Below are 26,339 nucleotides of genomic sequence, written 5' to 3'. Positions count from 1 at the left end.
TGGGCCGCAGGTCCAGCGCGGAGCACAGGAGGCGGGCTGTCCGTGACCAGGGGCAAGAGTGGCAATCGGGACGTCAGGGGCCTCTGTGGGGAGTATCTTGCGACCGAGAGGAGTATCACTATCGGCGATTGGCAAGATTCATGCCGTTACGCCCTCGGCTGTTGTCACGTCTCAACGGCGGTCGCCCGCCGCCCGGAGTCCGGACAGGCGGCGACGCCCCGGCATGAGGACCGGTAGGAGTGGTGTCGTGGACGACCCTGCGCAGGATGGGCACGCGGGCCCGGTGCCGAACCGTCCACCCCACAGGACGCCGCCTCATGGCGTGGATCCCCGGGTGGCGGCCCTGATTCGTGGCGTGGTGGTGTGCTGCGGGCTGGGAGCCGTGCTGGCCGCGCTGTTGACGCCGATCGGCCGGCTGGTGGGTGTCCCGGCGCTGCGGAGCCTGGCCACAGGGCAGGCGGCGATGAAGGCGAACACCGTCGTGTCGCTGCTGGCGCTCGGTGCGGCGCTGCTCCTCCTGGCCGCGCCTGGCGACGGGCGCCGAGGCGGCCGGCACTGGCGCCGCTGGGGCGCGTGGGCGGGGGCGGGCCTGGCCGCCCTGCTCGGCGCGTTCACGCTGGTCGAATACATGGCGGGCATCGACCTCGGCATCGACAGGATGGTGGCGGTCGGCCCGCCCGGCACGGCGGCCGATCCCGCGGCGCCACTCGGGGTGCCGGTCTGGCGGATGGCCCCCAGCACCGCCCTGGCGCTCCTTCTGGCCGGTGCGGCCCAACTCCTGCTGGCCGGGCGGCGGCTCGTCGCGGCCGGCCAGGCGATCGCGCTCGTGATCGTCGTGATCGGGATGCTGGGACTGTGCGGGCAGGTGTATCAGGTGCCGGCGTTGGTGCGCTTCGCCGGCTACACCGGGATGGCGGCGCACACGGCGCTGGCGTTGATACTGCTCGGACTTGGAACGTTCCTGCGGCGCAACGATGCCGGGATGGCCGCGCTGGTGTGCGGCGGCGGCAGCGCCGCCCTGCTGGGCCGCTGCCTGCTCGGCGCCACGCTGGTCGTGCCGCCGACGCTGGGCTGGATGCAGCTGCTGGGTCAGCGCGCCGGCTATTACGACAGCCGACTGGGTACCGCACTGCTGGTCATGGCCAACGTCAGCGCGTTCCTCGTGATCGGGCTGGCCGTACTGGCGGTGGCAGCCCGCATCGAACGCGAGCGCACCCATGCCCAACTCTCGGTGCGTGAGCTCAGATGGTGGCGCGTCCTGATGGACCACACACCGGCCGCCATCTACCTCAAGGACTTGAGCGGCCGCTATCTGGCGGTGAACGCCACCTTCGCGCGCATCTTCGGCCTGCGCCCTGAACAGGTGCGCGGCCTGACCGCTCACGATCTGCTCCCAGGACCTACCGCCGACCAGCTGCGCGCCAACGACCGGCGCGCCCAGGACGCGGGACACGCCATCCAGGTCGACGCTCAGGTCACCCTGCCCGGCGGCGTTCGCGACCATCTGAGTGTGCTGGTGCCGCTGCTCGACCATGCCGGCCGCGTGGAAGGCGTGTGCGGGATCGCCACCGACGTCACCGACCGAGCCCATGCCCAGCGTGAACACGACCGGCTCCAGCAGCGCTTCGCCGACCTGCTCGAGTCCGCCCCCGACGCCATGGTGATCGTCGACGGTCGCGGCGTCATCCAGCTGGTCAACGCTCAGACCGAGGCCCTCTTCGAGTACGGCAGGACCGAGCTGATCGGCGCGGCCGTGGAGATGCTCATACCCGAGGAGTCGCGCCAGGCTCATCGCGCGCACCGCGCCGCCTACACCGCCGACCCCAAGGTGCGGCCCATGGGAGCCGGCCGCCGCCTGGTCGGCCGGCGTCAGGACGCCAGCACCTTCCCCGTGGAGATCAGCCTGGCACCCCTGCACATCGAGGACGGCATGCTGATCTGCGCGGTGATCCGTGACGTCAGCCAGCGCGATCGCCAGGAGCGGCAACGCGCCGAGCTGGCAGCCATCGTGCAGACCAGCCAGGACGCCGTCCTGGCCCTGACCCCCGCCGGTGTCATCACCTTCGCCAACCCCGCCGGCGCCCGCCTGTACCGGTACCCGCTGCCGGACCTGCTCGGCTGGCACCTGACCCGGCTGATCCCACCCGGTCACGCGGAAGACGTGCACACCGCCCTGGCTCGCCTACGCCAGGGACATCCGGCCAGCGTGGAGACACTCGCCGCGTGCCGTGACGGAGAATGCGTGGACATCGAGCTGACCCTGTGGCCCGTCCACGACGCCAGCGGGCACCTGGTCAGCATCACCGCCGCGGCCCGCGACATCACCGCCCGCAAGCTCGCCGACCTGGAACTGCGCCGCCTGTACGAGCAGCACCGTCACGTGGCCTCCACCCTGCGCCGCAGCCTCATGACCCTGCCGCCCGACCTGCCCGACCTCCCGTGTGCCCGCCGGTACCTGCCTGCCATCGAGGGCGCAGGCATCGGCGGCGACTGGTTCGACCTCATCGCCCTGGCAGACGGCCGGATCGGCGTTCTCATCGCCGATGTCATGGGCCGCGGGGTCGAGGCCGCCGCGGTCATGGGACACCTGCGCCCGGCCGCACACGCCCTCGCCAAGACCGGGATGCCTCCTGGCGACCTCCTGCACGCGCTCGACGACCTCGTCTGCGACCTGCCCGACCAGCTCGTCACCTGCTGCTACCTCATCCTCGACCCCGCCGCTCACGAGATGCGCGTCGGTCTGGCCGGACACCTGCCTCCCCTTCTGGCGCGGCCTGACGCCCCGGTGAGCACGCTGCCCCTGGTCGTCGGCCTTCCCCTCGGCGTCGGCGACTCCGAGCCCTACACCCACACCCGCCTGTACCTGCCCCACGACGCCACCCTCGCCCTGTACACCGACGGGCTCATCGAGACCCCCGGCACCGACCTCGACGCCCGCCTGACGCTGCTGCGGACCGAACTGCGGGCCGCCCTCGCCACGACCGGGAGCCTCGAAGCGGCCGCTGACCACGTCCTGGCCCGCCTCCTGCCCGACCCGGCCAATCCCGCTGACGACGTCACCCTTCTACTCGTGCAACCACCCGCCCCGCCGCGTACCCTCGGCGCCGCCCGCTGAGGGGGAGGTCGTGCCGTAGCGGGGGACGGCGCCGCAGATGCTCACCGGGTGCTCGGCTCCGGCGCTGACCGACGAGGCAGAAACGCTGCCCGCCCTTGAGCCCGCCGCCCTCGGAGACCCGCCACCAGAAGCCAATCGGACGTTTGAAACGTCTGTTTGCGGCGCTGGTAAGATCGCCTACGTGGGAGTCCCTGAGGATTTGCTGGCCGCCGCCAAGCAGTGCCTGTCCGAGCGCGGGTACGCACGCACAACGGTCCGAGACATCGTCGCCGTCTCCGGCAGCAACCTCGCCGCGATCAACTACCACTTCCGCTCCAAAGACGCCCTGCTCGCCCAAGCGATGATCGAGACGACCGGGGATGCGGTAGCAGAGGTCCTCAAGGCGTTCCCAGACGACTCCCAGGAGTGGTTCGAGACGTTCTGGGCGCAACTGATCGAGTCCTTCCGAGCCAACCCGATGGTGTGGCGAGCCAACGTCGAGACCCTGGCGCAGGCGCCCCATCTCCCCGACATACGAGCCCGCCTGGCTGAGGGGCAGGCGCTTGCCCAGCGCGAGTTGGGCAGGCGCCTGCCGCATCAGGACGAGGCGGGTGCGCAGGTGTTGCTGACGCTGCTCATCGGTCTGCTGGTCCGATGGCAGATCGATCCGGACAACGCCCCGACGGCCCACGACCTGGCAGCCGGTATCCGGTCGGTGGCTGACGCGGCCGCCGGCTAACGCATGACGTGCCGTCCGGAGCGGTCCGGGCGAGGTTGTGGCCGGCCCGCGCGCCGTACCGAACGCAACATGACCGGCGCGAGGAGCGCCATCAGGGACAGACCCACAGCAGCGGCGATCATGGCGTAGTGCTGGCCATGGGTGAAGGCCCCGCGGGCCGCGGCGGCCAGGGTGATCCCAGCCGGTTCGGGCAGGTGCCGCGCCGCCTCAAGGGCGCCGCCGAGGGTGTCCAGCGCCGATTCGGGAGCGCCGGAGTCGGCGAGGTGTCCCCGGTAGACGGCGGTGCCGATACTGCCGAGCAGGGAGATGCCGAGCGCGCCGCCGAACTCGGTGGCCACCTGCGACAGCCCTGCCACCGAGCCCGCCCGCTCCGGCGGGGCGGTGGCGATGATCAGGTCGGAGGAGACGGTCAGCACGAGGGTGACGCCGCCGGCCATCAGCATGATTCCGGCGATCAGCAGGCCTGTCTGGCCGGTCACGTCCAGCTGGGACAGCAACGCGAACCCACCGGCGCCGACGAGGAGCCCGGCGCAGACCACCAGCCCGGGACGGACCCTCCGCACCAGGACGGGAGCCAGGCCCGCGGCGAGCATCGCCATGCCGGCCGAGGGCAGCGCGTACAGGCCGGCGATGAGCGGCCGGGCGCCCATGACCATCTGCAGGTACTGGGTGGTGAAGAGGCTGGAGCCGACCATGGCGAAGACGCCGAGGGTGTTGGTGCTGATGGCGGCGGTGAACGCACGGCTGCTGAACAGGCGCACGTCCAGCATCGGTTCGGCCGTCGAGCGCTGGCGGCGCACGAAGACGACGCCCAGCGCCAGGCCGGTCGCGATGGCCAGCACCGGCAGCCATCCGATGCCGTCCTGGGCGATGTGCTGGACGCCGTAGATCGTAGGCAGGATCGCCGCCAGCGACAGGCCCGCGCTGAGCAGGTCGAACCGGCTCGGGTGCGGGTCACGCGACTCGGGGAGCAGCAGCGGCGCCAGGATCAGCAGCAGTGCCATCACCGGCAGGTTGACCAGGAACACCGAGCCCCACCAGAAGTGCTCCAGCAGCGCGCCGCCCATCAGCGGCCCCAGCATGGCGCCGCCGGCGAACGCGCCGGTCCAGATGGAGATGGCGATCCGGCGCTGGCCGTCGTCGTGGAACATGTTGCGGATCAGTGACAGTGTCGAGGGCATCAGCGTGGCTCCACCCACCCCGAGCAGTGCCCGGGTGACGATGAGCAGGTCTGCGCTGGGCGAGAAGGCGGCGACTGCGGAGGCGGCGCCGAATGCCGCAGCCCCGGCCATCAGCAGCCGTCGTCGTCCGACCCGGTCGCCCAGCGTGCCCATCGGCAGCAGCAGCCCGGCGAGCATGAACGGGTAGATGTCGATGATCCACAGCAGCTGGGAGCCGCTCGGCGCCAGGCTGGCGCTGATGAACGGCAGCGCGTAGGACAGCACGTGCAGGTCGACGGAGATCAGGAGCACGGGCAGGACCAGGACGGCCAGCCCGATCCACTGCTTGCGTCCGGTTTTCATGAGCGGCCTTTCTCACGGAGGGGGGCACCGGCGTGGTGCAGGTGGTGGAGCGCCTCGCCGTGCGAGGCCGCGAAACCGACCTCGTGGTACGGCAGGCCGAGCCGGCGGCAGTAGGCCCGCACGATGGGTTGCGCCAGGCGCAGGTTGGGGGTGGGCATGCTGGGAAACAGGTGGTGTTCGATCTGGTAGTTGAGCCCGCCCATGGCGATGTCGATGAACCGGCCGCCGCGCACGTTTCGGGTGGTGAGCACCTGCTTGCGCAGGAAGTCCACGGAGGCCTGCCCGGTCAGCGTCGGCATGCCCTTGTGGCCGGGGGCGAAGACGCAGCCCATGTAGACCCCGAACAGCCCCTGGTGCACGGCGAAGAAGACCAGCGCCTTGCCCGGTGACAGCACCCAGGCCAGCGCGCCCAGGTAGAGGGCGATATGGGCGAGCAGCAGCGAACCTTCCAGTGCGCGGTGCTTCATCCAGGGTTGCCGCAGCGCGCGCAGACCGCCCAGGTGCAGGTTGAGCCCCTCCAGCAGGAGCAGCGGATAGAACAGGAACGCCTGCCGGCCGCCGATGAGCCGGGCCAGGCCGCGGCTGTCGCGTGCCTGCTCCTGTGACCACACCAGGACGTCGGGCACGACGTCCGGATCGAGGTCCTCGTGGTTGGGGTTGGCGTGGTGGCGGGTGTGCTTGTTCATCCACCAGCCGTAGCCGAGGCCGATCCCGAGGTTGCCGCCGAGGCGCCCGAGGATCTCGCTCGGCGTTCGGCTGGTGAAGATCTGCCGGTGCGCCAGATCGTGCAGCACGAGGGCGACCTGGGCGAAGACGATCGCGAAGAAGGCGGCCAGCGGCACCTGAAGCCAGGAGTCGCCGAGCCGGAAGAACGCCGCCATACCCGCCAGGTAAAGACCTGCCACCGCACTGAGCCGTACCAGGTAGTGGAGGGGGCGGCGGTCGAGGAGGCCGGCCTGCCTGATGCGTCTGGACAGGTGGCTGAAGTCGCTCGTGGCCGTGGCCGTGGCCGTTGCGGTTGCGTGTGCCATGCCGCCGACCATACACACGTTTGGGACAGTCGTCCAAAACATATGTTTGTGACAAATGTTTGGATAGGGTGGCGGCATGAAAGAACGAGACAAGCTGATCGAGGGCGCCAAACGCTGCCTGCAGGAACGCGGCTACGCGCACACCACGGCGCGCGACATCGCCCAGACCTCCGGCGCCAACCTGGCCTCCATCGGCTACCACTTCGGATCGAAGGACGCGCTGCTGGTCGAGGCCATGCTCGAGGCGACCGCCGACTGGGCCGACAAACTTCGCCAAGCTCTGGCCGACGACGCGCCACGCGAGGGGCAGGAGACCCTGTGGCGGCGGGCGATCGAACTGCTCGACCTGCACCGCCCCGTCTTCGTGGCCAACATCGAGGCCTTCGCCCAGGCCGAGCGCCGGCCACGGCTGCGACAAGCGCTGGCCGACGCCCAGGAGACCGCTCGGCTGGAACTGGCCCACTGGCTCGCCGAGGCGACATTGCCTCCCACGAAGCAGCGGGCAGTCGGTGCCTTCTATCTGACCCTGCTGACGGGGTTGATCCTGCAGCACCTCATCGATCCGGAACGGGCTCCCACCGCTGAAATGCTGACCGAGGCGCTGCCTGCCGTCCGGGTGCGTGGCGCCGGGTGACGGCGATGCCTCCGCTCACCCTGCGTCAGGCCCTGCTGATCGTGGATGCCGTGAACGGGCTGTACGTCACCGACCGGCTGGCCAAGACGCAGCTGCTGGCGCAGGAAGTGGCGGCCGTGATCGCGTTGGGCACGCCAGAAATATGGGCGGCTGACGGGCGGGCCCTGCTGTGCATGATCGACGCGTGGACGACGTGTCAACGTCTGGCCGTCATCGATGCCGCCGAGCGATTCTGGTCATGTTCCGAGGGCGGCTACGAGGAGGGCCTGCGGGCGGCAGGGCTGTTGCCCGAGCCATGAGTTCGATGGCAATCGCGCGCACCGGCCTCGCGGATGTGCGCGCGCACTGCAGTGCCCTCGATTTGGACGTGATCGGCGGCGTCATCAACGCCGAACCACGCGAGGACCAGATGCCGATCGTGGCCGGTCTTCCGAGCCCTTGCCGTGTCGGACGTCGAGCTTGCCGAACCGGCCCAGGTCCCCGCGCACACCTTCCAGGTCCAGCATCCGGGCTTCGTTGATCCGCAGTCCGCAGTCCGCAGTCCGCAGTCCGCCGTCAGCCGCGAGTCGGACGACGGCGCAGTCGCGGGCGGCCGGGGCGAACATGCGGCAGGTCGCCAGTTACTCGCGCCATCCGGCGAACAGCTGCTCGCGTGGACGGCACGCGCAACTGCGCACAGGAACGAAGGAAGACCCCCGTAACTCAACTCAAGAGCTGTTGCTCACCCGAATGGCGAAACCTTGCTGATGGGGCTCAAAGAGGAGTTGCTCGGGCGTCAAGGAAGGCCCACAGCATCGCCCTCGGATTCGCTGTCGTCGTCAACCGGCTGGGAGTTGACTTGCAGCACAGGCTGTGGCGGCAGGCGTAGCCCGGGCGCCTGGTCGGGAAGGCATGTAGGGGGGCTGGACCAGTCGGCAGCGTCGGCGAAGTCGACCTCGCCGCCGGAGAACGCCGCGTCCTGGAACCAGACCATGCCGCCGGAGAACAGCGCGCCGCAGAAGGAGATCTTGCCTCCGGAGAAGTCCGCGCGCTCGAACGAGACCTGGCCGCCGGAGAAGACCGCGTTGGTGAACGCTATCTCGCCGCCGGAGAACTTCGCGTCGCGGAACACGACCAGGCCGGAAAACCTCGCGTCGTCGAACGTGACCTTGCCGCCGGAGAACTTCGCGTCGTCGAACGGGACCCAGCAATTGGAAAACTCTGCGCCGTTGAAGCCGATCTGGCCGCCGGAGAACACCGCGCTGAAGAACGGGACCTGGCCGCTGGAGAACACCGCGTTGGTGAACGAAACCTCACCACTGGAAAGCTCCGCACGGTTGAACGAGACCTCACCGCCGGAGAACTTCGCGTCGTCGAACGCGACCTCGCTGCCGGAGAACACCGCGTCGACGAACCAGACCGAGCCGCCGCAGAACACCGCGTCGACGAACAAGGCCGAGCCGCCGGAGAACACCGCGCTGGAGAACCCGACCTGGCCGCCGGAGAACACCGCGCCGCCGAACGAGACCAGGCTGCCGGAGAACACCGCATCGCCGAACGAGACCAGGCTGCCGGAGAACTTCGCATCGCCGAACGAGACCTGGCCGCCGGAGAACTTCGCGCCGTCGAACAGGACGTGGCCGCCGGAGAACACCGCCTCGCGAAAGTCGGCGCCGTTGTCGAAGACGACGCCGGTGAAGTCGAGGTCATGGCCGTACCAGGGGGTGGCCGCGTCGCGGCGGAGATGGGTGGCGATGAGGCGGAGGATGGTCGAGCGAGCCTCGCGCATGGCACGCCAGGTGCCGTGTGCGCTGGGGTCGTCTTCGGCGTCGGGTTCGGGGTCGGGGGGCATGCGCAAGTACGCGCACAGCACGTCGATGCACATCTGACGGCCGCCAGGCCAGTCATCGGCGAGGGCGGCCAAGGCGTGGACGCCGGCCAGGCGGACCGAGGGGGCCTCAGAGCCGAGTTTGTCGGTGGCCTTGTCGAAACGTTCGGCGTACAGCTTGGTGTGCTCGCGGGCCTCCCCGACTTCGGCGAGGCGCTGTTTGCGGTAGGCGACGACCAGGGCGACGACGCCGCCGACACCAGCGACCACGGCAAGGGAGATCTTGATGACCTCCAGCATGTTGGTGACGTCGAGCTTGCCGCGGGGGAGGTCGGGCGAGCCAAGTCCGACCAGGGCAAGCATGATCAGCCCGACGGCCGCGGCGGCGGCCAGGACGAGGGTGAGCACTATGGCGAGGCTGATCGGGGCCAGGGGCACGGACCGGTGCCGGGATGCGGAGCGGCGGCGCTGGGGGAGCAGGCGCTTCAGGGGCGGAAGTCGGCGGGGGAGGCGCGGCATGTCTGCCACGATGCCGGGCCTATGCCCTGGCCGTGAAGAAGATCGGGGAGCCGTTGGCGGATCGTGTTGGGCAGGGCTGTCCTGTCAATCCCACAGCTCGGCACACGTAAGTGCTGAGCCGAATCGCTACCGGTCGTCCGTTCCCAAGGCACGAGCCCGGCAGTGACAGCGCGCGAACAAGGACATGCCGCACCAGATCGAGAGCTTCCACCCGTTTCGACAGCATCCCGCTGACGTCCGTCACGCTGCGCGACACCGGTGACCGCCCGATCAGGATCACATCCGGCCACTCCAAGAACCTCTGGTGATCGTCCACCTGGGTCACGCTGGCTGCCTGCCAGGAAACATCGTGCCCGTTCGCAGTCGGGATCGAGCTGGTGCGGAACGCAGGCACAGCGGGCCCGGCTCCCCGTCCAACGGACGCACGTCGTGGCCTGGCTGCGCGTCGAGACGCACGAAGGCCGGCCGGTGGGGCCTTTCCAGCAGCGCCGACTGCTGGCCGCACTGGAGCCGGCGGCGCTGCAGGCCCTGGACCGCCGACCAGGGATGTGGCACGTGGCCGGCTTCAGCGACGACCTGATCGTGGTGTTCACCGACCCTGTCGCGGGCGCGCACCTCTACAGCCTGGTCAGGCAGGAGACGCAGGCACTGCTGGCGACGCTGACCGAACGCGGCGACGCGCTCGTCACAGTCGGGATGGGCACCCCGCAGGCGGGCCCCGACGGCATCAGACAGTCGGCGGCGGAGGCCAGGGCGCCGACCTCGACGACCCCGACGTCAGGTTCGCCATGTACCCCTGCTCCCCCCGAGATCAGTACGTGCTGGAGACCGCCCGCTGGACGACAGCCGGCTTCGACGTGGACTGAGCCCAGGTCCGACCTCAAGAAAGCGTATGGATCGGCACCGTGCCCGTCAGAGTCGCGTTGAGTTCGTCGAATTCGCCCACGGTGTCGGCCGATAGTGGGGATGCCGTCTACAGGAGGAATCGTGGCAGCGCGTACTCAGCAGCGCAGTATCCCGCCCGACAAGCATCATCTCGGGCGGGGTATGGAGCAGTTCCACCACCCGCGCCCGGTGTGCGTCGGGGGCAGGCCGACGCCACAGAGGGAGCGGTTGCTCGGCGGGTTGACCGGCCGGGTGTTGGAGATCGGCGCGGGTGACGGCGTGAAGCTCACCTGCTATCCGACGGCCGTGCAGGAGATCGTCCTGGTCGAGGGCGACCCTTTTCTCCGGGCGGCCGCTCAACTGACCGCCGGTGAGGTGGACATCCCTGTGCGGGTCATCGATGGCGGGCTCAGCAGGCTGCCGGTCCCCGACGCCTCCTGCCACGCCGTCGTGACGTCCCTGGTCCTCTGCTGCTCCCCGTCGGCGACGGAGACCTTGCACGAGGTGCGCCGCGTCCTGCGGCCGGGCGGTGAGCTGCGTTTCTACGAGCACCAGCGATCCGGCAACCACATGATCGCGATGTGCGAGAGCCTGGTCTCCCCGCTGTGGTCACGCGCGCTCGGCGGTTGCCATCCCGCCCGCGACACGCTGGCGGCGCTCCAGCACGCGGGCTTCACCGTCGACGGAGCGGAGCGGTTCGCGTTCCATCACATGCGTCACGTCCTGGGTACGGCCCGGCCGCGCTGACGCGAGTGCCGAGCCAGGACCGTCCTGGCCCTCACCCACCCGAGCCCGCGCGACCCGTGGAGACGGCCGCCTGGCCGTTTTGACGTTTTCCCTACGCGTTCCCTACGCGCGAGGCGGTGGGCCGAGACCTAGCCTTGATCTCGGAAGGGACACCGCCATGGACACCACCATCCTGTTAGGCGTCGTCGCGTTCGTCGTCGTCGTGCTCATGCTCACCGGCTTCAGAGTCGTCAACCAGGTGGAGCGTGGCATCGTCTTCCGGCTCGGCCGGGCGCAGCGGCGAATCAGGCAGCCGGGGTTGCGGCTGCTCGTCCCGTTCGTCGACCAGATGAAGAAGGTCAACGTCCAGATCGTCACCATGCCCATCCCCACCCAGGAGGGCATCACCCGCGACAACGTCTCCGTTCGGGTGGACGCGGTCGTGTACTTCAGGGTGCAGGACCCGATGCGGGCGGCGATCGAGGTGCAGGACTACCTGTTCGCCATCGAGCAGGTCGCACAGACCTCGCTGCGGTCGATCATCGGCAAGAGCGAGCTGGACGACCTGCTCACCAATCGCGAGGAGCTGCACAAGGGCCTCGCCCTGATGATCGACAGCCCGGCGCTCGGCTGGGGCATCCACATCGACCGGGTGGAGATCAAGGACGTGCAGCTGCCCGAGACGATGAAGCGGTCGATCGCCCGCCAGGCGGAGGCCGAGCGAGAGCGCCGCGCCCGCGTCATCGTGGCCGACGGCGAGCTGCTGGCCGCCCAGAAGCTCGCCGACGCCTCCGGCATCATGGCCGAGGCACCTGCCGCGATGCAGCTGCGGCTGCTTCAGACCGTGGTGGAGGTCGCCGCGGAGAAGAACTCCACGCTCATCATGCCGCTGCCAGTGGAGTTGCTGCGATTCTTCGACCGCGCCACGCAGGCCGCCACGAACCCCGAGCCCGTGCAAGTCGCGCCGCCCGTGCAAGCCGCGCCGCCCGTGCAAGCCGCGCCGGCCGTGCAAGCCGCGCCGCCCGAGCGCCAGGCCGAACTCGGCGAGGGCAAGCTCGCCGAACTGTCGCCGACGAGCCCGGACGAGGAGCCCACCAGGGCGCTGCGCCCGCCGGCGGCAGCGGCGCCAACGACCGACTGACGAGCAGCGTCGACACCGCGGCCACCAGCGCGCCGCCCGAGCAGGCCGGCACGGAGAGGCCGGGAGTGCGTTCACTCCTGGCGGACGTCGGCCTGCGGTGGTTCCACGGCAGGGAACAGGATCGCGCTCATCAGGTGAGGGGCGCGACCTGATGCGGGCTTGTTGCCCCACCTGGCCGCGAGGACCGCGCGCATTTCCTCGATCATGTCCTCGAGTTCGTCGCGGCTGAGCCAGAGCACCATTTGCCGATAGCCGACCAGGTCGGCGGTCGGGTCGGCTCCGTCCTGGTCGAGGTAGGCGTTGAACTCGGCATGCAACGCGGCCATGGCCGCGGTGAACCCTCGGCGGTGCTCTTCCAGGGACATCGACGCGGCCGCGTCGGCGTCGATCATCGTCCGGTCCCGGCGCAACCGGTAGTGGCGCTCGACGGCGCCGTGCACGCGCTCCTCCCCGGCCACCTCCAGAACCCCCGCCTCAGCCAGCAGGCCGACGTGCCGGTACACGGTGGTCTTCGGAACGTCGGGCAGGTGAGCGCACAGGTCGGAGGTGGTGCGGGTGGGCTCGCCGGACATGGCGTGCACGATGCGCAGCCGTACCGGGTGGAGGAGTAGTTCAAGGGTGTCCACTCCCAAACGTTCCCACATCTGATACCGTTCCCAAAATTGGGAAAGGGGCATTGGAATGACCATGAACACTACGGCGGCTCGGCTTACCGACGAGGCGATCGTTCCGCTGCGCACGCTCGATCCGACCGGGCCACTGGACGACCTCGCGTGGCTGGACGAGGCGATCGGCGATGCGCGGGTCGTGGCGATCGGTGAGAGCGCGCACTACAACCGCGAGTTCTATGAGCTGCGGCACCGCCTGCTGCGCTACCTGGTCGAACGGCACGGATTCAGTGCGTACGCGATGGAGACCGGTTTCGTCGAAGGGCGGCAGGCCGACGCCTGGATCCGAGGCGGCGAGGGCCGGCTCGACCAGGTCATGGCGAACGGCCTGACGTCACTGATGGGGGTGTGGACGCAGATGGGCGCACACCTGCAGTGGATGCGCGACCACAACGGCACCACCGGGCGCCCCGTCGGCTTCTACGGCATCGACCTGCCAGGCTCGATGGTCTCGATGGAGCCCGGATTGGACGCCGTGCTCTCCTACCTCGAGCAGGCCGATCCGGAGTTCCGGCTCGACCCGCAGGTCCGGGAGACGGCCTGCGGGCTCGCGGCACCCTCCGCGTTCTCCGCGCCCGCGGCCCTCGCCGCGTACGGGGCTCTCGCGGTCGAGACCAGGGACGCGCTCACGGCGGCACTCGCCGACCTCGCCGCACGCATGAAGGGCCGGCGGCTGGACTACCTACGGCGGACCACCGTCGACGCCTACGAACGCGCACTCCGCTCGCTACGCGTCACGCTCACCCTCGACACCGTCGTTCGCGCGCTGGCCCGCGGCGACCAGCAGGCGGCGATGTGCGACCGTGACGCCGCGATCGCGGACACGGTCGAGTGGATCCTGCGCAGGGAGGACCGGATCATCCTCGCCGCCCACAACGGCCACGTCCAACGCCGCCCGCTCACCCTGCCGGGGATGCCGCCGATGACCCCGATGGGCATGCGCCTCGCCGAACGGCTGGGAACCGGCTATCTCGCCATCGGCGCGACCTCGGGGACCGGCCAGACCCTCAACACCGGCGCCGACTTCTACACCGGCACTCTCTTCACGGATCTGGAGGCCCCCGAACCCGGCAGCCTCGACGCGCTCATGGCCGCGAGCCACGACGGGCCCTTCGCGACCGACCTGCGACGGCTGTCACCGGCCGACACCGACGCCGTCCGGGCCGCCACCCGGCAGCGTGCCGTCGGCGCCTTCTACGCCGACCAGAGCCCGCTGGACGCCTTCGACCTCGTCGTCCACCTCCCATACGTCACGGCCGCCGAACCCGACCAGGCCGCGCTCGCCCAGGCTCCCTCCGATGTCCAGCAGGCATTCTCCCGATGGAAGCCGGCATGACACCGAGATGAGTCTCATGACACGCGGAAGCGCATGCGGCACACCACGGCCTCCGTACGGCGGCGCAGCGCCCCGGCCAGCACCGCGCCGCGCTGGTTCTGCAGCATGCGCTGCCAGGCGTGCTCCGGCTCGACCTCCGCGATGAGCACGAAAACGTGCGCCTCCGGCACCCGCCCCAGGTAGCCGACCAGCGGTTCGTCCAGCCGCCGGTGGGCATCGAAGAGCTGCACGAGCTCCACCCCGGGATTCCACCGTTCCCAGTCGTTCACGAACCGGCGGGCCTGGGCCTCGTCCTCGGGGTGGGTGATGTTGACGGCCACCACCCGGTCGCCCAGCGACAGGGCCGCCGCGAGCGCATCACGCGTAAGCCGGGTGACCGCGTGCACAGGCACGACCACGAGGGAACGCCGAGGGCGGGGCGGCGCAGGGACGGCGCCGAGCTCGAGCCGGGTGCCGATGCGCGTGTAGCTGCGGTTCACCCATTCCATGCCCGCCACCATGAGCGGCAGGGCGATCACGACCAGCCAGCCGCCCTCGGTGAACTTCGAGACCGACACCACGACCGCGGCCACACCGGTCAGCAGCGCGCCGAAGCCGTTCAGCAGGGCCCGCCACCGCCAGCCCGTGGGCCGCTCCATCATCCAGTGCCTGACCATGCCGGCCTGCGACAGCGTGAACCCGACGAACACCCCGACGGCGAACAGCGGCACCAGCATGTTCATGTCGCCGGCCGCGACGACGATCAGTGCGCCGCTGGTGACGGCCAGGAAGGCGATGCCGTACCGGTGGACCTGCCGGTCGGCGCGCAGCGCGAAGAAGTGCGGCAGGTTGTTGTCCGAGGCGAGCAGCTGGGCCAGCACGGGCAGCCCGCCGAAGGAGGTGTTGGCGGCCAGCGCCAGCAGGACCACGGTGGAGAACTGCACCAGGTAGAACAACCACCCGTCACCCAGCGACGCCTGCGTCACCTGGGCCAGCACGGTCACACCGTCGGCCGGGACGATGGCGAACTTCTCGATGAGCGCGGCGATGCCGATCAGCATGACCGCCAGCAGTCCGCCCAGCGCCACTTCGGCGTGCTGGGCCCGCCGTACCCGCGGCTGTTTGAAGGAGGGCACCGCGTTGGCGATGGCCTCGACACCGGTCAACGACGCGCACCCGTTGGCGAACGCCTTGAGCAGCAGCAGAACGCCGACCGTCTCCAGGCTCTGCGCCTGGTGGTGCACGTCGATCGCGGGCTCGCTCCTGATCAGGCCGGCGATGACGACCAGTATGATCGCGGCCACGTAGATCGCGGTGGGCGCGATGAACGCGTGGGCGCTGTGCGCGATGCCCTTCAGGTTGATCGCGGTCACCAGCACCAGCACGCCCAGGCAGATCCACACCGTGTGGGGCAGCAGCCCGGGGAAGGCCGAGGTGAGCGCGGCGGTGCCGGCGGCGACGGAGACGGCGACGTTGAGCACGTAGTCGATGGTCAGCGAGGCGCCTGCGATCAGGCCGGCCCGGCGGCCGAGGTAGGTCTTGGCCACACCGTACGCCCCGCCGCCCTCGGGGAAGGCGGCGATGACCTGCCGGTAGGAGAACGTCAGCACGGCCAGCAGCGCCGCGATGGTGAGCGTGACCGGGATGGTGAACCCGAGCCCTGCCCCGCCCGCCAGCGCCAGGACCAGCACGATGGCCTCCGGCCCGTAGGCCACGGAGGCCATCGCGTCCAGCGAGAGCGCGGCCAGGCCACCGGCGACTGACAGCCGGTGTTTGTCGCCGCTATCGACAGGCTCCTTGGGCTTGGCCTGAACAGCAGTCATGAGGAACTCCTGAATGAGGGATGTCGCCACTCATCGTGCTCCTGCAAAAAACGACATATTTCCATCAATACGGACCATTGACGCTCGACTGGGGGATAACCACGCGCTCCATACGGTGGCGTCACTGTCTTCAGAGGATGCGCGTCACACCGTCACCGCTCCCGAGGAGATGGGCATGGTCAGGATCATGGTGAGACCTCCTCCTGGCGTCTCATCGGGTGCGAGGGTGCCGCCCATCGCCTCCACGAGCCCTCTGGACAGCGCGAGGCCGAGGCCGACACCCGCGTGGCTGTCTCTGTCGCCCAGCCGCTGGAACGGCATGAACACCCGCTCGTGCGCCTCGGGTGGGATGCCCGGCCCGCGGTCGATCACCCGGATCTCCACGTGCTCCCGGTGCCGGCTGGCGGTGATCAGCACGCGTTCACCCGGCGGGCTGTAGCGCACAGCGTTGGCCATCAGGTTGGCAAGCACCCGCTCGAGCAGGGCGGGATCGGCCACGATCTCGGGCAGCTTGATGGAGATGTCGCCGTCCACCCGCTCTCGCAACGGTCCGAGATCGTCGATCGCGCGCGGCACCACCTCCTCCAGCGCCACAGGTTGCAGCGCCACACCGAGCACCCCGGCCTGCAGACGGCTCATGTCCAGCAGGTTCGCCACCAGCCGGTCCAGCCGGCCCAGCGACTCGTCGGCGGTGGCCAGCAGTTCCTCGCGGTCCTCCGGCGACCAGTCGATCTCCGTGCTGCGCAGCGAGTCCACCGCCGCCTTCGCCGACGCGAGCGGCGTGCGCAGGTCGTGGCTGACCGCGGCGAGCAGCGCGGTGCGCATCCTGTCGGCCTCGGCCAGCGGCCTGGCCTGCTCTGCCTCCTCTTGCAGGCGTTTCTGACGAAGCGCGACCGCGATCTCGGCGGCGAACGCCTCCAGCACCCGCCGGTCGGCCGCGGCCAGCAGCCGGCCGCGGGCGGCCAGCACCAGGTTCTCGTCGATCATCACGTCGGTGTCGGCGGCCGACGGGGACGTGCAGGGCGTGCCGCCGGTGGTGGCGATGATCCGCCAGGCGTCCGGGTCCGTCTGGTCGTCCGGCATGCTGCCGGTGCCGGGCCGCCGCTCCAGCAGCGTGACCGAGGCCAGCCCGAACGTCTCACGCATCCGGCCCAGCAACGACGGGAGTGCGGCATCGCCGCGCAGCATGTGCCCGGCCAGCGTGGCGAGCACCTCGGCGTCCGCACTGGCGTGCGCGGCCTCCCTGGTACGGCGGGCGGCCAGGTCGACGATCCAGCTCACCGCGACGGCGACCAGCACGAAGACGACGAGCGCGAACAGGTTCTGCGGATCGGAGATGGTGAATTCCCCGATCGGCGGCGTGAAGTACCAGTTGAGCAGCAGCGATCCGCCGACCGCCGCGGTGATCGCCGGCCCCGTGCCGCCGATGAGCGCCACCCCGATGACCAGGCACAGGAAGAACAGGATCTCGCTGGGCAGCGAAATGACGTCACGGAACGGAGACAGCGCGGCGGTCAGCGATGGCATGCCGAGCACCGCGACGGCCCAGCCGATCAGTCGGCGCTTCCTGGTGAGCGCGGCCCGCGAGCGCTGGGACCGCGTGCGGCCCTTCTTGGCCTCCTCGTGTGTGATCATGTGCACGTCGATGCTGCCGGAGTGCGCGGTGGTCTCCACGCCGACGCCGCGGGAGAAGATCTGCGCGAACCTGCCCCGCCTGGACGCGCCGAGCACGAGCTGGGTGGCGTTGACCCCGCGGGCGAAGTCGAGCAACGCGCGCGGGATGTCGTCGCCGATCACCTGGTGGTAGGTGCCGCCCATGCTCTCCACCAGCGTGCGCTGGCGGGCCAGGTTGGCCGGGTCGCCGCCGGTCAGGCCGTCGCTGTTGGTCACGTGGACGGCCAGCAGGTCGGCGCCCGTGGTGCGGGCGGCGATGCGGGCGGCGCGCCGTACCAGGGTGTCGCCCTCGGGGCCGCCGGTGAGGGCGACCACGACGCGCTCGCGCGCCTCCCAGGTGCCTTCGATGCCGTGGTCGGCGCGGTAGCGGTCGAGCTGCTCGTCGACCTTGCCGGCTGCCCACAGCAGGGCCAGCTCGCGCAGCGCGGTCAGGTTGCCGACCCTGAAGTAGTTCGACAGCGCGGCGTCCACCTTCTCCGGCGCGTAGACGTTGCCGTGCGCCATCCGGCGGCGCAGCGCCTCCGGCGACATGTCGACCAGCTCGATCTGGTCGGCGCGGCGCACCACCTCATCCGGTACGGTCTCCCGCTGCGGGATGCCGGTGATCTGCTGCACCACGTCGTTGAGCGACTCCAAATGCTGGATGTTGACCGTGGAGATGACGTCGATGCCCGCGTCGAGGATCTCCTCGATGTCCTCCCACCGCTTGACGTTGCGCGAGCCCGGCACGTTGGTGTGGGCCAGCTCGTCGATCAGCGCGATCTTCGGCCTGCGCGCGATGACCGCGTCCACGTCGAGCTCGGTGAAGGTGGCCCCCCGGTAGACCAGCGTCCGCCGGGGGACGATCTCCATGCCCTCGAGCAGGGTGGCGGTGCGGGCGCGTCCGTGGGTCTCGACGAATCCCACGACAACGTCCCTGCCACGCTCCTGGCCCCGGCGGCCCTCGCAGAGCATCGCGTAGGTCTTGCCGACCCCGGGCGCGGCGCCCAGGTAGATCCTCAGCCGGCCGCGTGGCATCGTGCTACCCCTTGTCGAGCGCCAGGCTGCGTTCCCGCGGACAGGCACGGTACGGCCGGCCGCGTGGTCCTCTGGTTCCGGATGCTTGCTACAGGCCAAGCAAAACCCGAATGTGTCCGTTTTCGTTGATCTTGACGGATTGCCTACGCCGATGGCGCGAGATTTGACGCCGTCACTACACCCCGCCACGTGGCGGGACCCTGTGCGCGGCCGCCCGTCCCCAGCGAGTCGGCCGACGTGCTGGTCGGCTCGCTCACGCTGTGGCCCGCCTGGAGGTCGCGCTCGCGGAGATCATGCGGCGAATGATCACATGCGTCCGAACCTGTTCAGGTCGTCGGCGTGCCCGGCGAGTGAGCCGGCGAAGGCGTCCCTGGCCGCGTCCAGTCGGTCGCGGAAGGCGTCCAGGTCGAAGGGGGCGGGGGTGGCGTCGCCGAGCAGCGAGGTCAGCAGCTCCTGGCAGCGACGGGCGGCGTCGTCCTGCGCTGCCTGTACGGCACGCGTGATCGACTCCGCGAGCGTCCCGCTGTCCTGACGCATCGCGCGCGGATCCATGGCGAGGTCGAGGAGGCGTCCAGCGTGGGTGACAGTGGCCCTGACGAGTCCGTCGGGAGTCTGTCCCGAGCCGGTGATCGATGGTAGTTCGGTGGTGGCCTCGCCCAGCCGCCGCAGGGCCTGCTCGCTCTCGCCGACCATCCGGTCGAGGTGGTCGGGATCGAATGCCGTCATGGAGGCAGATCTAGCAGCCGGCACGTGAGGTGATCGGCCCATTGACGCCCTGGATACGAAATTTCGTCCCGCCCTGATGGGGAACATACGCATCTTCGGCGGAACGGCGTCTGCGCCCTGCAGCAGGATGGAGTTGTCGATCACCATCAAGGAGAGGCCCATGGCGTACGGCGATATCCATATCAGCTCCACCGCGATCGGGAAGACCGCGGCCGCGGTCGACCTCTACCTGACCACCCCTTTCAGGGCCTATCACGCCAACGTCAGGCCGCAGACCGACCTGCCGCCCGACACGTTCGGCATGGTCGGCGATCTCATCCTGGGCCGGGTCTACCAGGACATCCAGGACACTGTGGAGAAGCTGATCGGGGACGCCATCGAGGTCACCGCGGAGTGGGAGCGCGACCTGGAGTACGCGCGCAAGAACTGGCGGACGGCCGAGGACCTGAACACCGCGGATGCCCTCGCCATCGGGACGGCCTGGTGACTCCCGGCTTCGGCCCGCCCGTGCCGCCTGGCCATCCCCTGTCTCCCTTCCCGCAGCCGCCCGGCGGTTTCGGCCCGCCCGTTCCTCCCGGGCGTCCGCTGTCTCCGTTCCCGCCGCAGATCCGTCCGCCCATGGGGCGGTTCGGGCCGCCGCCGTCGTCGGTACCCAAGGCACCGTCGGCGGCCGTGCGGACCTGGCGGATCGCATCCGGCATGAGCCTCTTGGCCGTGGCCACCTATCTCCTGGTGGAGGGGGCGCAGGGCAACGAGGAGGCGATCCGGCAGGCGAAGACCAGCTGGATCAACGCCCTCGGCGGCACGCTCGGTGTGGAGGGGCAGATGATGCCCGGCGTGGAGACCGTGCGCAGGGCGATGACCGGCTGGGACGCCGGCGACCAGGACGCCTTCGAGGCCGCGCTCAACGCCTTCAACAGCCAGGTGGGGTCGCTCAAGACCGCGATGGAGTACATGGGGGAGAACCTCGGACACCTCGCCGGCGCCTACGCCGACTTCGACATGGCGTTGCGGCTGACAGGCGTCTCGCTCATCACCGCGCTCACCGGACTGTTGACCGCACGGATGTTCCCCGCCACCGCGGCGGCGGCCGCTTTCAGCGAGGCCATGGCCGTCAGGACCGCGAACATCACCGTGATCGCACTGCTCGGCCAGCTCGGCGCCTTCGTCGCCAACGCCGCGACCAACCTGGCTCAGCTGCGCAGCGCCCTGCTGAACATCAAGACCGTTCTCCCCGGCGGGCCGGGAACGATCAACTTCGACTCCGCGAAGATCAACAAAGCGGGTCTGCCGCCCTTCCAACCGCCACCGGAACGCCAACCCGGCATACCCCAACGACTTCCGCCCGGTAGCGGGGACTTCGACTGGAATCTTCGCTAGCCGACATGGACGTGAGGGCGCCGTTCGATGTCCGGCTCGGCCTTGCGCAGCACCTCGCGAGTCAGCGGAGGCACGTCCCCGCCGCCGAAGACCAGGTAGCGCAGCATGGCCACGACCGGGTTGCCCTCGGCCCAGTGGAAGTAGATGTGCGGCACACCGCCGGTACGATCACGCAGGTACAGCAGCAGCGCGGCCAGCGTGTTGGGCACGGCCGAGCTCTCGATGCGCAGGATCTGGTGGCCGTGGCGTTCCTCGCCCTTGACGTGCAGTTCGGTCTCGAACTCCGAGGCGTCGGGAACCGTGACCTCGACGAACAGGACCGGCTCCGAACTGCGCAGCCGGTGGTTCAGCCAGGTCTCGCGCAGCTTGTCGTTGTACTCTCTCTGGTCGCGTTCGTGGGGTTCGTTGGCGATCACATGGATGTCGCCGCAGGTCTCGTTGATGAACTGCTCGGCCAGCGGATCCAGGTGTACATCGGTGACGCGCAGCTCGGTGGAGCGGGTCGCTCGGGAGATCAGCGAGGTGATGATGATCGCGGCGATGAAGAACGAGGCGATCTTGACGCCGTCGGGCCGCTCGATCACGTTGTCGACCAGCGTGTAGGCGAGCACGGCGGTGATCAGCCCGAAACCGCCGCGGGCCAACCGCTGGCCCAGCTTGTGCGCCGACAGCGTCACCGCCACCGCGGCCGACAGCATGAGCACCAGCACGCCGGTGGCGTACGCGCCGCCCTGGGCTTCCACATCGGCGTCGAAGATGATCGTGATGACGAACGCGATCGCGGAGAAGATGAGGACGAGAGGGCGTACCGCACCGGTCCACTCCGGCGCCATGCCGTACCGGGGAAGATAGCGCGGCACCAGGTTGATCAGCCCGGCCATCGCCGAGGCGCCGGCGAACCACAGGATGGCGATGGTGCTGACGTCGTAGGCGGTGCCGAACCAGTCGCCGAGGAAACCGTGGGCGAGGTAGGCGAGCGCGCGTCCGTTGGCCTCACCGCCCGGCTCGAACTCCTCGGCGGGGATCAGCACGGTGGTGACGAAGCTGCTCAGGATGAGGAAGACGCTCATGATCAACGCGGCCGTGGTGAGCAACCGTTTGGTGCCCTTGATCCGCTGCTGGATGTCGCCCTTGACCACGGGCATCACCGCGACGCCGGTTTCGAAGCCGGACATGCCCAGCGCGAGCTTCGGCATCACCAGCAGCGACAGGCCGATCATGGCCAGGGGGCTGCTGTAGTTGGCGTTCAGCAGGTTCTGCCAGCTCACCACGACATCCGGGTTGTCCAGCACATGCAGGATCGCCACGGTCACGACGACCGCGTTGAGCCCTAGATAGACGAAGACCAGCAGGACGGCGATGCCGATCGCCTCGGTGAAGCCCATGAGGAACACCCCGCCGAGCAGGGCCAGGAGGAAAAGCGTGACCGGCACGCGCTGCCCCTCAAGCCAGTGCGGGGCGAACGGGTTCTCCAGGATGTGCGCGGTCGCGTCGGCGGCTGACAGCGTCATCGTGATGACGAAGTCGGTGGCCGCGAAGCCGAGCAGGGCGAGGACGAACAGCTTGCCCCACCACTGGGGGGCGAGCTTTTCCAGCATCGCGATCGAGCCCTGCCCGTAGGGGCTCTCCTCGGCCACCCGTCGGTAGACCGGCAGCGCCCCCAGCAGGGTCAGGCCGACCAGGAACAGCGTGGCCAGCGGCGACAGCAGGCCGGCCGCGAGCGCGGCGATGCCGGGCTGGTAGCCCAGAGTGGAGAAGTAGTCCACGCCGGTCAGGCACATCACCCGCCACCAGGGATGCTTGGCGTGCGGGCCGTGCTCGATCTGCTTGCGATCGGTCTGCAGCCCCTCGAGCAGCCAGGTCCGTAGCGGCGTTCCCGGCGTGGAGGCGGGTTGCCTCATCCTGACCATTTTCGGGCACCCCAGACATCGCGCTCTCAGCTGACGAACGCACACTACTTGCCGTTTCGTGCCTGATTGTCATGCCGAGGTGTCAAGAACGCGTCAATGACCGAAGTCATCCCATGACGGAGAGTGAGCGCTGTCTCCAGGAGGCAGCGGTATTGCCGGGAAACGGAAACGAAGGGGTCGCGAGCCTGCCGGAGTTCTCACATGACGCCGGGCGCCGCACACGGGACCATTCGCGTCATGACTGCAGTGGTGGAGGCCGAGGGGCTGACCAAGTACTACGGCGACCGCCGCGGGCTCGAGGACCTGACGCTCGACATCCGGCCCGGCGAGGTCTTCGGCTACCTGGGGCCCAACGGCGCAGGCAAGACCACGACGATCAGGCTGCTGCTCGACGTGATCAGGCCGACCAGAGGGTCGGTGCGGGTCCTGGGCGCGAACTCCCGCGAGCACGGGATCCGGAGCCGGATCGGCTACCTGCCCGGCGAACTGGTGCTGGAAGGTCGTGAGAAGGCTCGCGACTACCTGCGCTTCCTGGGCCGAATCCGGGGCGGCGTGCCCAGCGGGCGCATCGCGGAACTGGCCGAGCGGCTGGACGCCGACCTGTCGGTGCAGATGCGCAAGCTCTCCAAGGGCAACAAGCAGAAGGTCGGGCTGATCCAGGCGTTCATGCACGAACCGGAGTTCCTCATCCTGGACGAGCCGACCAGCGGGCTGGACCCGTTACTGCAGCGGGAGTTCCTGGCCATGGTGCGCGAGGTGCGCATGTCCGGCCGGACCGTGCTGATGTCCTCCCACATGCTGGCCGAGGTCGAGCAGGTCTCCGACCGGGTCGGCATCGTGCGCGAGGGCCGCCTGGTGGCCGTGGAGGACGTGGCCGCGCTACGGGAGAAGGCGGTGCGGCGCGTGGAGTTCCACTTCGACGCGCCGGTGCCGCCCGAGGCGTTCGCCGACCTGCCGGGCGTGCGCGACCTGAAGGTCGAGGGCGCGGCGCTGTCGTGCACGATCGACGGTCGTCCCGACGCGCTGATCAAGGCGGTCGCCCGGTTCACCGTGGTGCACATGGTCAGCGCGGAGCCGGACCTCGAAGAGATCTTCCTGACGTACTACAGCGAGGTGCCATGATCACCAAGACGCTCGGCGAGTACCGCCGGGCACTGATCGGCTGGACCGTCGGCATCAGCCTGTTCCTGACGATGTACGTCAGCATCTACGCCAGCATGCGCGAGGATCCCGAGACCCTCAGCAAACAGGCGCTGGCCAAGGCCCCCGGAGCGCTCAGGGACATCCTGGGCGGAATGGAGGACATCGCCACCGCGACCGGCTACCTGCAGACGGTCGTCTACCAGCTCCTCGTCCCGCTCATGTTCATCGTCTGCGCGATGATCCTGGGCAACCGGGCGATCGCGCAGCCGGAGGAGTCCGGCACGCTGGAGCTGACCGTCACGCTGCCCATCGACCGCAAGCGGCTGGTGCTCGACCGCTTCGCCGGGCTGCTGATCGCCCTGCTCACGCTCGCCGCGATCACCTTCCTGGTCGTCGTCGGCGTCGCCCAGTCCATCGACCTCGGTGTCGGGGTCGACCGGATCCTCGCCGCGCACACCGGCGTCTTCCTCCTCGCCCTGTTCTTCGGCACGCTCACGCTGGCCGTGGGCGCGATGACCGGACGCAAGGCGCTGGCCATGACGGTGGTCGGCGTGTGGGGAATCGCCGGCTACATGGTCATCACCGTCGGCAGGAACGTCGACGCCATCTCCTGGCTCAAGTGGGTCTCGCCGTTCCACTACTACGCCGAGGGCAGGCCGCTGTACCAGGGTTTCCCGCTGGGTGATTATCTTGTGCTGGCGGGAGCGGCGCTCGTCCTGGCGCTCACCGCGATCCTCGCCTTCGACAGGCGTGACGTAGGAGTCTGATGGAGGACCCGCTCCCGCGGCTGCTCGCCGAGCACGCCGCGACGGGACGGCTGCCCGGCCGCGCGACGCTCGAGGAGTGTCGCGCGGCAGGCGAGCGCGCCGCCGAGCAGGGCGTCCCGCTCCGGGCGTTGATCGACGAGGCGTTGCGTGCGCTCGACGGCACGGCCGCGCTGCGCAGGGCGGTCGCGGCCCTCATGGATGGGTACGAGGGCGCGCAGCAGGCCGCCTGGCGTGGCGAGGAACTGGCCCGGCGGGAGTTCGTCGACGACCTGCTCCAGGGCAGGGCGGAACGGCTGGCCGAGCGGGCGGAGCGCTTCGGGCTCCGGCTGGCCGAGGCGTACATGGTGGCGGTCGCCCGCGGCATGTCGGACGGCGACCCGGATCGTATCGAGCGCGACCTGATCGCCAGGTTCGGTTCGCACAACGTGCTGGTGGCCGTGCGTGACGGGCTGCTGGTGTGCGTGGTCCCCGCGACGCTTCCCGCGGCGGTGGGGGAGTTCACCCACCACGTGCGGGCGCGGTTCGCCGACGGCTGGCGGCTCGGGGTGGGCCGTCCGCAGCGTGGCCCCGGCGGGGTGGTCTCGTCCTTTCGCGAGGCGGCGGGAGCACTGGAACTGGCCGACAAGCTGGGCATCCGGGCGCAGGTGGTCAGGGCCGCCGACCTGCTGGTCTTCCCCGTGCTGCTCCGCGACCGGGCGGCGATCGAGGACCTGGTGACCAGCGTGCTCAGCCCCCTGCTGCGGGCGCGCGGAGGCCACGAGCCGCTCCTGGAGACGCTGGAGGCGATCTTCGCCGCGCACGGCAACCAGGCGGCGGCCGCGCGCCGGCTGGGCATCAGCACCAGGACCGTCACCTACCGGCTGGAACGAATCCGCCGCCTGACCGGCTTCTCGCCTGACGAGCCCACCCAGCGCTTCACCCTGGAAACCGCCGTACTCGGCGCCCGCCTCCTGGAATGGCCCTCGGGATGCGGTTAGGTCCGGCCCCGGCGGCGCAGGCGACTCTCTAGCGGTTTCCCGCAGTGTCGAGCGCTGCACCGACCTGGTCGGCGAGGATGACCGCGACAAGGCGTGCCTGCAGGGATGGGATGTTGCCGGGCGTGGGATCAAGCATGAACCGGCCGTAGAAGTGGCCGTTCCCGATGGTGCGCAGCTCGATCTCCCGGTCCGGTAGCCCCACTCTGTCGACGTCCAGGCGTTTGCGGTCCCACACCACGCTGCCGTCCTGTTCGAGGCGAGGCGGATGGCCGATCAAGGTCCCGTACTCGAAGCGGCACCCGCGCAGCCCCAGCAGGCCGGTGAGCTGGTTCGTCACGAGAGCGATCACCGGATCGGCCGACTTCGAGGACTCGGCCAGTTCGGCGGTGGCGTGGATCTGGGCAAGATAGTTCGCATCGGTGATGGCGATCAAGCGCAGACGTCGAGCGCGGGCCGCCAGCTGCGAAACCGCCACGCCCACCACGAGCAGCAGAAGGGCGGTCTGGATGTCGGCTGCCTTGCTGATGGCGAACCGTTGGTAGGGCTGGGTGAAGAAGAAGTCGAACCAGACCGCGGCGGACACGGCCGTGAGGGCGCCGGCGAGGCGGTGTCCGTTGGCGGCGACCGCGACCACGATCACGACCATGATGAGCGCCACGTTCGTGTTCTGATGGCTGGCGCGGAACGGCACGAACGCCAGAGAGACGGCCAGTGGAAGTATCAGGGCCGCCAGGATCGCGATGCGGTCCCTGTCCAAGTACCGAGGCATCGCCGTGCCCCCGTCCTATCCGCTCTATCCGATGTCCTACACCTACCCAACCAGGCCTGACCGACCGGAAG

General features: G+C 69.6%; 22 protein-coding genes. 13 read left to right on the top strand and 9 right to left on the bottom strand.

The genetic code is table 11. The features are described 5' to 3' along the window. Positions 1-334: 334 nt before the first annotated feature. A complete protein-coding gene (locus AC3EO4_RS32035; RefSeq protein WP_431899069.1) occupies positions 335-3,115 on the top strand; it encodes a SpoIIE family protein phosphatase in 2,781 nt (926 codons plus the stop codon). A 37-nt stretch (positions 3,116-3,152) separates the two neighbouring features. Then, positions 3,153-3,833 carry a TetR/AcrR family transcriptional regulator gene (locus AC3EO4_RS32030; RefSeq protein WP_431899068.1) on the top strand — a complete coding sequence of 227 codons (681 nt, stop codon included), beginning with the start codon at positions 3,153-3,155 and terminating at the stop codon, positions 3,831-3,833. Here the strand turns inward: AC3EO4_RS32030 and AC3EO4_RS32025 are convergent. After that, positions 3,830-5,356 carry an MFS transporter gene (locus tag AC3EO4_RS32025; RefSeq protein ID WP_431899067.1) on the bottom strand — a complete coding sequence of 509 codons (1,527 nt, stop codon included), beginning with the start codon at positions 5,354-5,356 and terminating at the stop codon, positions 3,830-3,832. The two genes, AC3EO4_RS32030 and AC3EO4_RS32025, sit on opposite strands and share 4 nt — an antisense overlap. Continuing rightward, positions 5,353-6,387: a fatty acid desaturase family protein gene (locus tag AC3EO4_RS32020; RefSeq protein WP_431899066.1), complete on the bottom strand. Its 1,035-nt coding sequence runs from the start codon at positions 6,385-6,387 to the stop codon at positions 5,353-5,355. Before AC3EO4_RS32020 ends, AC3EO4_RS32025 begins: the two co-directional genes overlap by 4 nt. 76 nt (positions 6,388-6,463) lie before the next feature. Between AC3EO4_RS32020 and AC3EO4_RS32015 the strand changes: the two genes are divergently transcribed. After that, positions 6,464-7,021 (top strand): TetR/AcrR family transcriptional regulator, encoded by a 558-nt coding sequence (locus AC3EO4_RS32015; protein WP_379567781.1) that lies wholly within the window; start codon positions 6,464-6,466, stop codon positions 7,019-7,021. Between the two features lie 5 nt (positions 7,022-7,026). Continuing rightward, entirely contained in the window at positions 7,027-7,320 is a 294-nt protein-coding gene (locus tag AC3EO4_RS32010) for a hypothetical protein (protein ID WP_431899064.1), read from the top strand. A 476-nt stretch (positions 7,321-7,796) separates the two neighbouring features. Here the strand turns inward: AC3EO4_RS32010 and AC3EO4_RS32005 are convergent, their stop codons facing one another. Continuing rightward, positions 7,797-9,191 carry a pentapeptide repeat-containing protein gene (locus tag AC3EO4_RS32005; protein WP_488186364.1) on the bottom strand — a complete coding sequence of 465 codons (1,395 nt, stop codon included), beginning with the start codon at positions 9,189-9,191 and terminating at the stop codon, positions 7,797-7,799. A 414-nt stretch (positions 9,192-9,605) separates the two neighbouring features. Here AC3EO4_RS32005 and AC3EO4_RS32000 point away from each other — a divergent pair, with 414 nt between their 5' ends. From AC3EO4_RS32000 to AC3EO4_RS31990, 3 genes are all read left to right on the top strand, one after another. Next, entirely contained in the window at positions 9,606-10,274 is a 669-nt protein-coding gene (locus AC3EO4_RS32000) for a hypothetical protein (RefSeq protein WP_431899061.1), read from the top strand. 60 nt (positions 10,275-10,334) lie between these two features. Then, entirely contained in the window at positions 10,335-10,979 is a 645-nt protein-coding gene (locus AC3EO4_RS31995; RefSeq protein WP_431899059.1) for a class I SAM-dependent methyltransferase, read from the top strand. A 157-nt stretch (positions 10,980-11,136) separates the two neighbouring features. Then, the gene (locus AC3EO4_RS31990; RefSeq protein ID WP_431899057.1) at positions 11,137-12,099 is read left to right on the top strand and encodes an SPFH domain-containing protein; all 963 of its coding nucleotides are present in this window, start codon (positions 11,137-11,139) and stop codon (positions 12,097-12,099) included. 71 nt (positions 12,100-12,170) lie between these two features. Here AC3EO4_RS31990 and AC3EO4_RS31985 read toward each other — a convergent pair whose 3' ends face one another. Then, a complete protein-coding gene (locus AC3EO4_RS31985; protein ID WP_379567771.1) occupies positions 12,171-12,725 on the bottom strand; it encodes a helix-turn-helix domain-containing protein in 555 nt (184 codons plus the stop codon). 55 nt (positions 12,726-12,780) lie between these two features. Here AC3EO4_RS31985 and AC3EO4_RS31980 point away from each other — a divergent pair, with 55 nt between their 5' ends. Continuing rightward, on the top strand, positions 12,781-14,103 hold the full coding sequence (locus AC3EO4_RS31980; RefSeq protein WP_431899055.1) for an erythromycin esterase family protein: 1,323 nt from the start codon (positions 12,781-12,783) through the stop codon (positions 14,101-14,103). A 14-nt stretch (positions 14,104-14,117) separates the two neighbouring features. On the opposite strand, the gene AC3EO4_RS31975 is transcribed toward AC3EO4_RS31980, so the two are convergent. The 3 genes from AC3EO4_RS31975 to AC3EO4_RS31965 all read right to left on the bottom strand — a co-directional run bounded on the left by AC3EO4_RS31975 (position 14,118) and on the right by AC3EO4_RS31965 (position 19,322). Beyond that, complete coding sequence (locus AC3EO4_RS31975) at positions 14,118-15,905, bottom strand: APC family permease (RefSeq protein WP_431899054.1); 1,788 nt, start codon at positions 15,903-15,905, stop codon at positions 14,118-14,120. Positions 15,906-16,049: 144 nt separating this feature from the next. Further along, positions 16,050-18,596: a DUF4118 domain-containing protein gene (locus AC3EO4_RS31970; protein WP_431899052.1), complete on the bottom strand. Its 2,547-nt coding sequence runs from the start codon at positions 18,594-18,596 to the stop codon at positions 16,050-16,052. Positions 18,597-18,902: 306 nt separating this feature from the next. Further along, positions 18,903-19,322, bottom strand: a complete 420-nt coding sequence (locus AC3EO4_RS31965) for a YbaB/EbfC family nucleoid-associated protein (RefSeq protein WP_379567763.1) — start codon at positions 19,320-19,322, stop codon at positions 18,903-18,905. Positions 19,323-19,482: 160 nt separating this feature from the next. On the opposite strand from AC3EO4_RS31965, the gene AC3EO4_RS31960 reads away from it, so the two are divergent. Further along, the gene (locus AC3EO4_RS31960) at positions 19,483-19,809 is read left to right on the top strand and encodes a hypothetical protein (RefSeq protein ID WP_431899050.1); all 327 of its coding nucleotides are present in this window, start codon (positions 19,483-19,485) and stop codon (positions 19,807-19,809) included. Between the two features lie 212 nt (positions 19,810-20,021). After that, entirely contained in the window at positions 20,022-20,702 is a 681-nt protein-coding gene (locus AC3EO4_RS31955) for a hypothetical protein (RefSeq protein ID WP_379567759.1), read from the top strand. On the opposite strand, the gene AC3EO4_RS31950 is transcribed toward AC3EO4_RS31955, so the two are convergent. Beyond that, complete coding sequence (locus AC3EO4_RS31950; protein ID WP_379567757.1) at positions 20,699-22,603, bottom strand: APC family permease; 1,905 nt, start codon at positions 22,601-22,603, stop codon at positions 20,699-20,701. The genes AC3EO4_RS31955 and AC3EO4_RS31950 overlap by 4 nt on opposite strands. Positions 22,604-22,849: 246 nt before the next feature. On the opposite strand from AC3EO4_RS31950, the gene AC3EO4_RS31945 reads away from it, so the two are divergent. From AC3EO4_RS31945 to AC3EO4_RS31935, 3 genes are read left to right on the top strand one after another with little or no spacing between them, the layout of a single operon-like run. Then, positions 22,850-23,734 carry an ABC transporter ATP-binding protein gene (locus AC3EO4_RS31945; RefSeq protein ID WP_379567755.1) on the top strand — a complete coding sequence of 295 codons (885 nt, stop codon included), beginning with the start codon at positions 22,850-22,852 and terminating at the stop codon, positions 23,732-23,734. Beyond that, positions 23,731-24,522, top strand: coding sequence for an ABC transporter permease (locus AC3EO4_RS31940; protein WP_379567753.1), 792 nt, complete (start codon positions 23,731-23,733; stop codon positions 24,520-24,522). The genes AC3EO4_RS31945 and AC3EO4_RS31940 overlap by 4 nt, the downstream gene beginning before the upstream one ends. Beyond that, positions 24,522-25,499, top strand: coding sequence for a PucR family transcriptional regulator (locus tag AC3EO4_RS31935; RefSeq protein ID WP_431899046.1), 978 nt, complete (start codon positions 24,522-24,524; stop codon positions 25,497-25,499). The genes AC3EO4_RS31940 and AC3EO4_RS31935 overlap by 1 nt, the downstream gene beginning before the upstream one ends. Positions 25,500-25,527: 28 nt before the next feature. On the opposite strand, the gene AC3EO4_RS31930 is transcribed toward AC3EO4_RS31935, so the two are convergent. Further along, positions 25,528-26,268 carry a DUF4118 domain-containing protein gene (locus tag AC3EO4_RS31930; RefSeq protein ID WP_431899045.1) on the bottom strand — a complete coding sequence of 247 codons (741 nt, stop codon included), beginning with the start codon at positions 26,266-26,268 and terminating at the stop codon, positions 25,528-25,530. Positions 26,269-26,339 lie beyond the last annotated feature (71 nt).

Source organism: Nonomuraea sp. bgisy101 (assembly GCF_057708945.1).
Note: the sequence above shows the minus strand (reverse complement) of the source record. Positions and strands in the feature narration are given on the sequence as shown.

Coding starts and splice junctions, on each gene's coding strand:
- AC3EO4_RS31950 (WP_379567757.1), bottom strand. CDS start 22,603: ATGAGGCAACCCGCCTCCACGCCGGGAACGCCGCTACGGACCTGGCTG.
- AC3EO4_RS31975 (WP_431899054.1), bottom strand. CDS start 15,905: ATGACTGCTGTTCAGGCCAAGCCCAAGGAGCCTGTCGATAGCGGCGAC.
- AC3EO4_RS31955 (WP_379567759.1), top strand. CDS start 20,022: ATGAGCCTCTTGGCCGTGGCCACCTATCTCCTGGTGGAGGGGGCGCAG.
- AC3EO4_RS31970 (WP_431899052.1), bottom strand. CDS start 18,596: ATGCCACGCGGCCGGCTGAGGATCTACCTGGGCGCCGCGCCCGGGGTC.
- AC3EO4_RS31960 (WP_431899050.1), top strand. CDS start 19,483: ATGGCGTACGGCGATATCCATATCAGCTCCACCGCGATCGGGAAGACC.
- AC3EO4_RS31930 (WP_431899045.1), bottom strand. CDS start 26,268: ATGCCTCGGTACTTGGACAGGGACCGCATCGCGATCCTGGCGGCCCTG.
- AC3EO4_RS31945 (WP_379567755.1), top strand. CDS start 22,850: ATGACTGCAGTGGTGGAGGCCGAGGGGCTGACCAAGTACTACGGCGAC.
- AC3EO4_RS32020 (WP_431899066.1), bottom strand. CDS start 6,387: ATGGCACACGCAACCGCAACGGCCACGGCCACGGCCACGAGCGACTTC.
- AC3EO4_RS32015 (WP_379567781.1), top strand. CDS start 6,464: ATGAAAGAACGAGACAAGCTGATCGAGGGCGCCAAACGCTGCCTGCAG.
- AC3EO4_RS32030 (WP_431899068.1), top strand. CDS start 3,153: ATGCTCACCGGGTGCTCGGCTCCGGCGCTGACCGACGAGGCAGAAACG.
- AC3EO4_RS31990 (WP_431899057.1), top strand. CDS start 11,137: ATGGACACCACCATCCTGTTAGGCGTCGTCGCGTTCGTCGTCGTCGTG.
- AC3EO4_RS32010 (WP_431899064.1), top strand. CDS start 7,027: ATGCCTCCGCTCACCCTGCGTCAGGCCCTGCTGATCGTGGATGCCGTG.
- AC3EO4_RS32025 (WP_431899067.1), bottom strand. CDS start 5,356: ATGAAAACCGGACGCAAGCAGTGGATCGGGCTGGCCGTCCTGGTCCTG.
- AC3EO4_RS32005 (WP_488186364.1), bottom strand. CDS start 9,191: ATGCTTGCCCTGGTCGGACTTGGCTCGCCCGACCTCCCCCGCGGCAAG.
- AC3EO4_RS31940 (WP_379567753.1), top strand. CDS start 23,731: ATGATCACCAAGACGCTCGGCGAGTACCGCCGGGCACTGATCGGCTGG.
- AC3EO4_RS31965 (WP_379567763.1), bottom strand. CDS start 19,322: ATGACGGCATTCGATCCCGACCACCTCGACCGGATGGTCGGCGAGAGC.
- AC3EO4_RS31935 (WP_431899046.1), top strand. CDS start 24,522: ATGGAGGACCCGCTCCCGCGGCTGCTCGCCGAGCACGCCGCGACGGGA.
- AC3EO4_RS31980 (WP_431899055.1), top strand. CDS start 12,781: ATGACCATGAACACTACGGCGGCTCGGCTTACCGACGAGGCGATCGTT.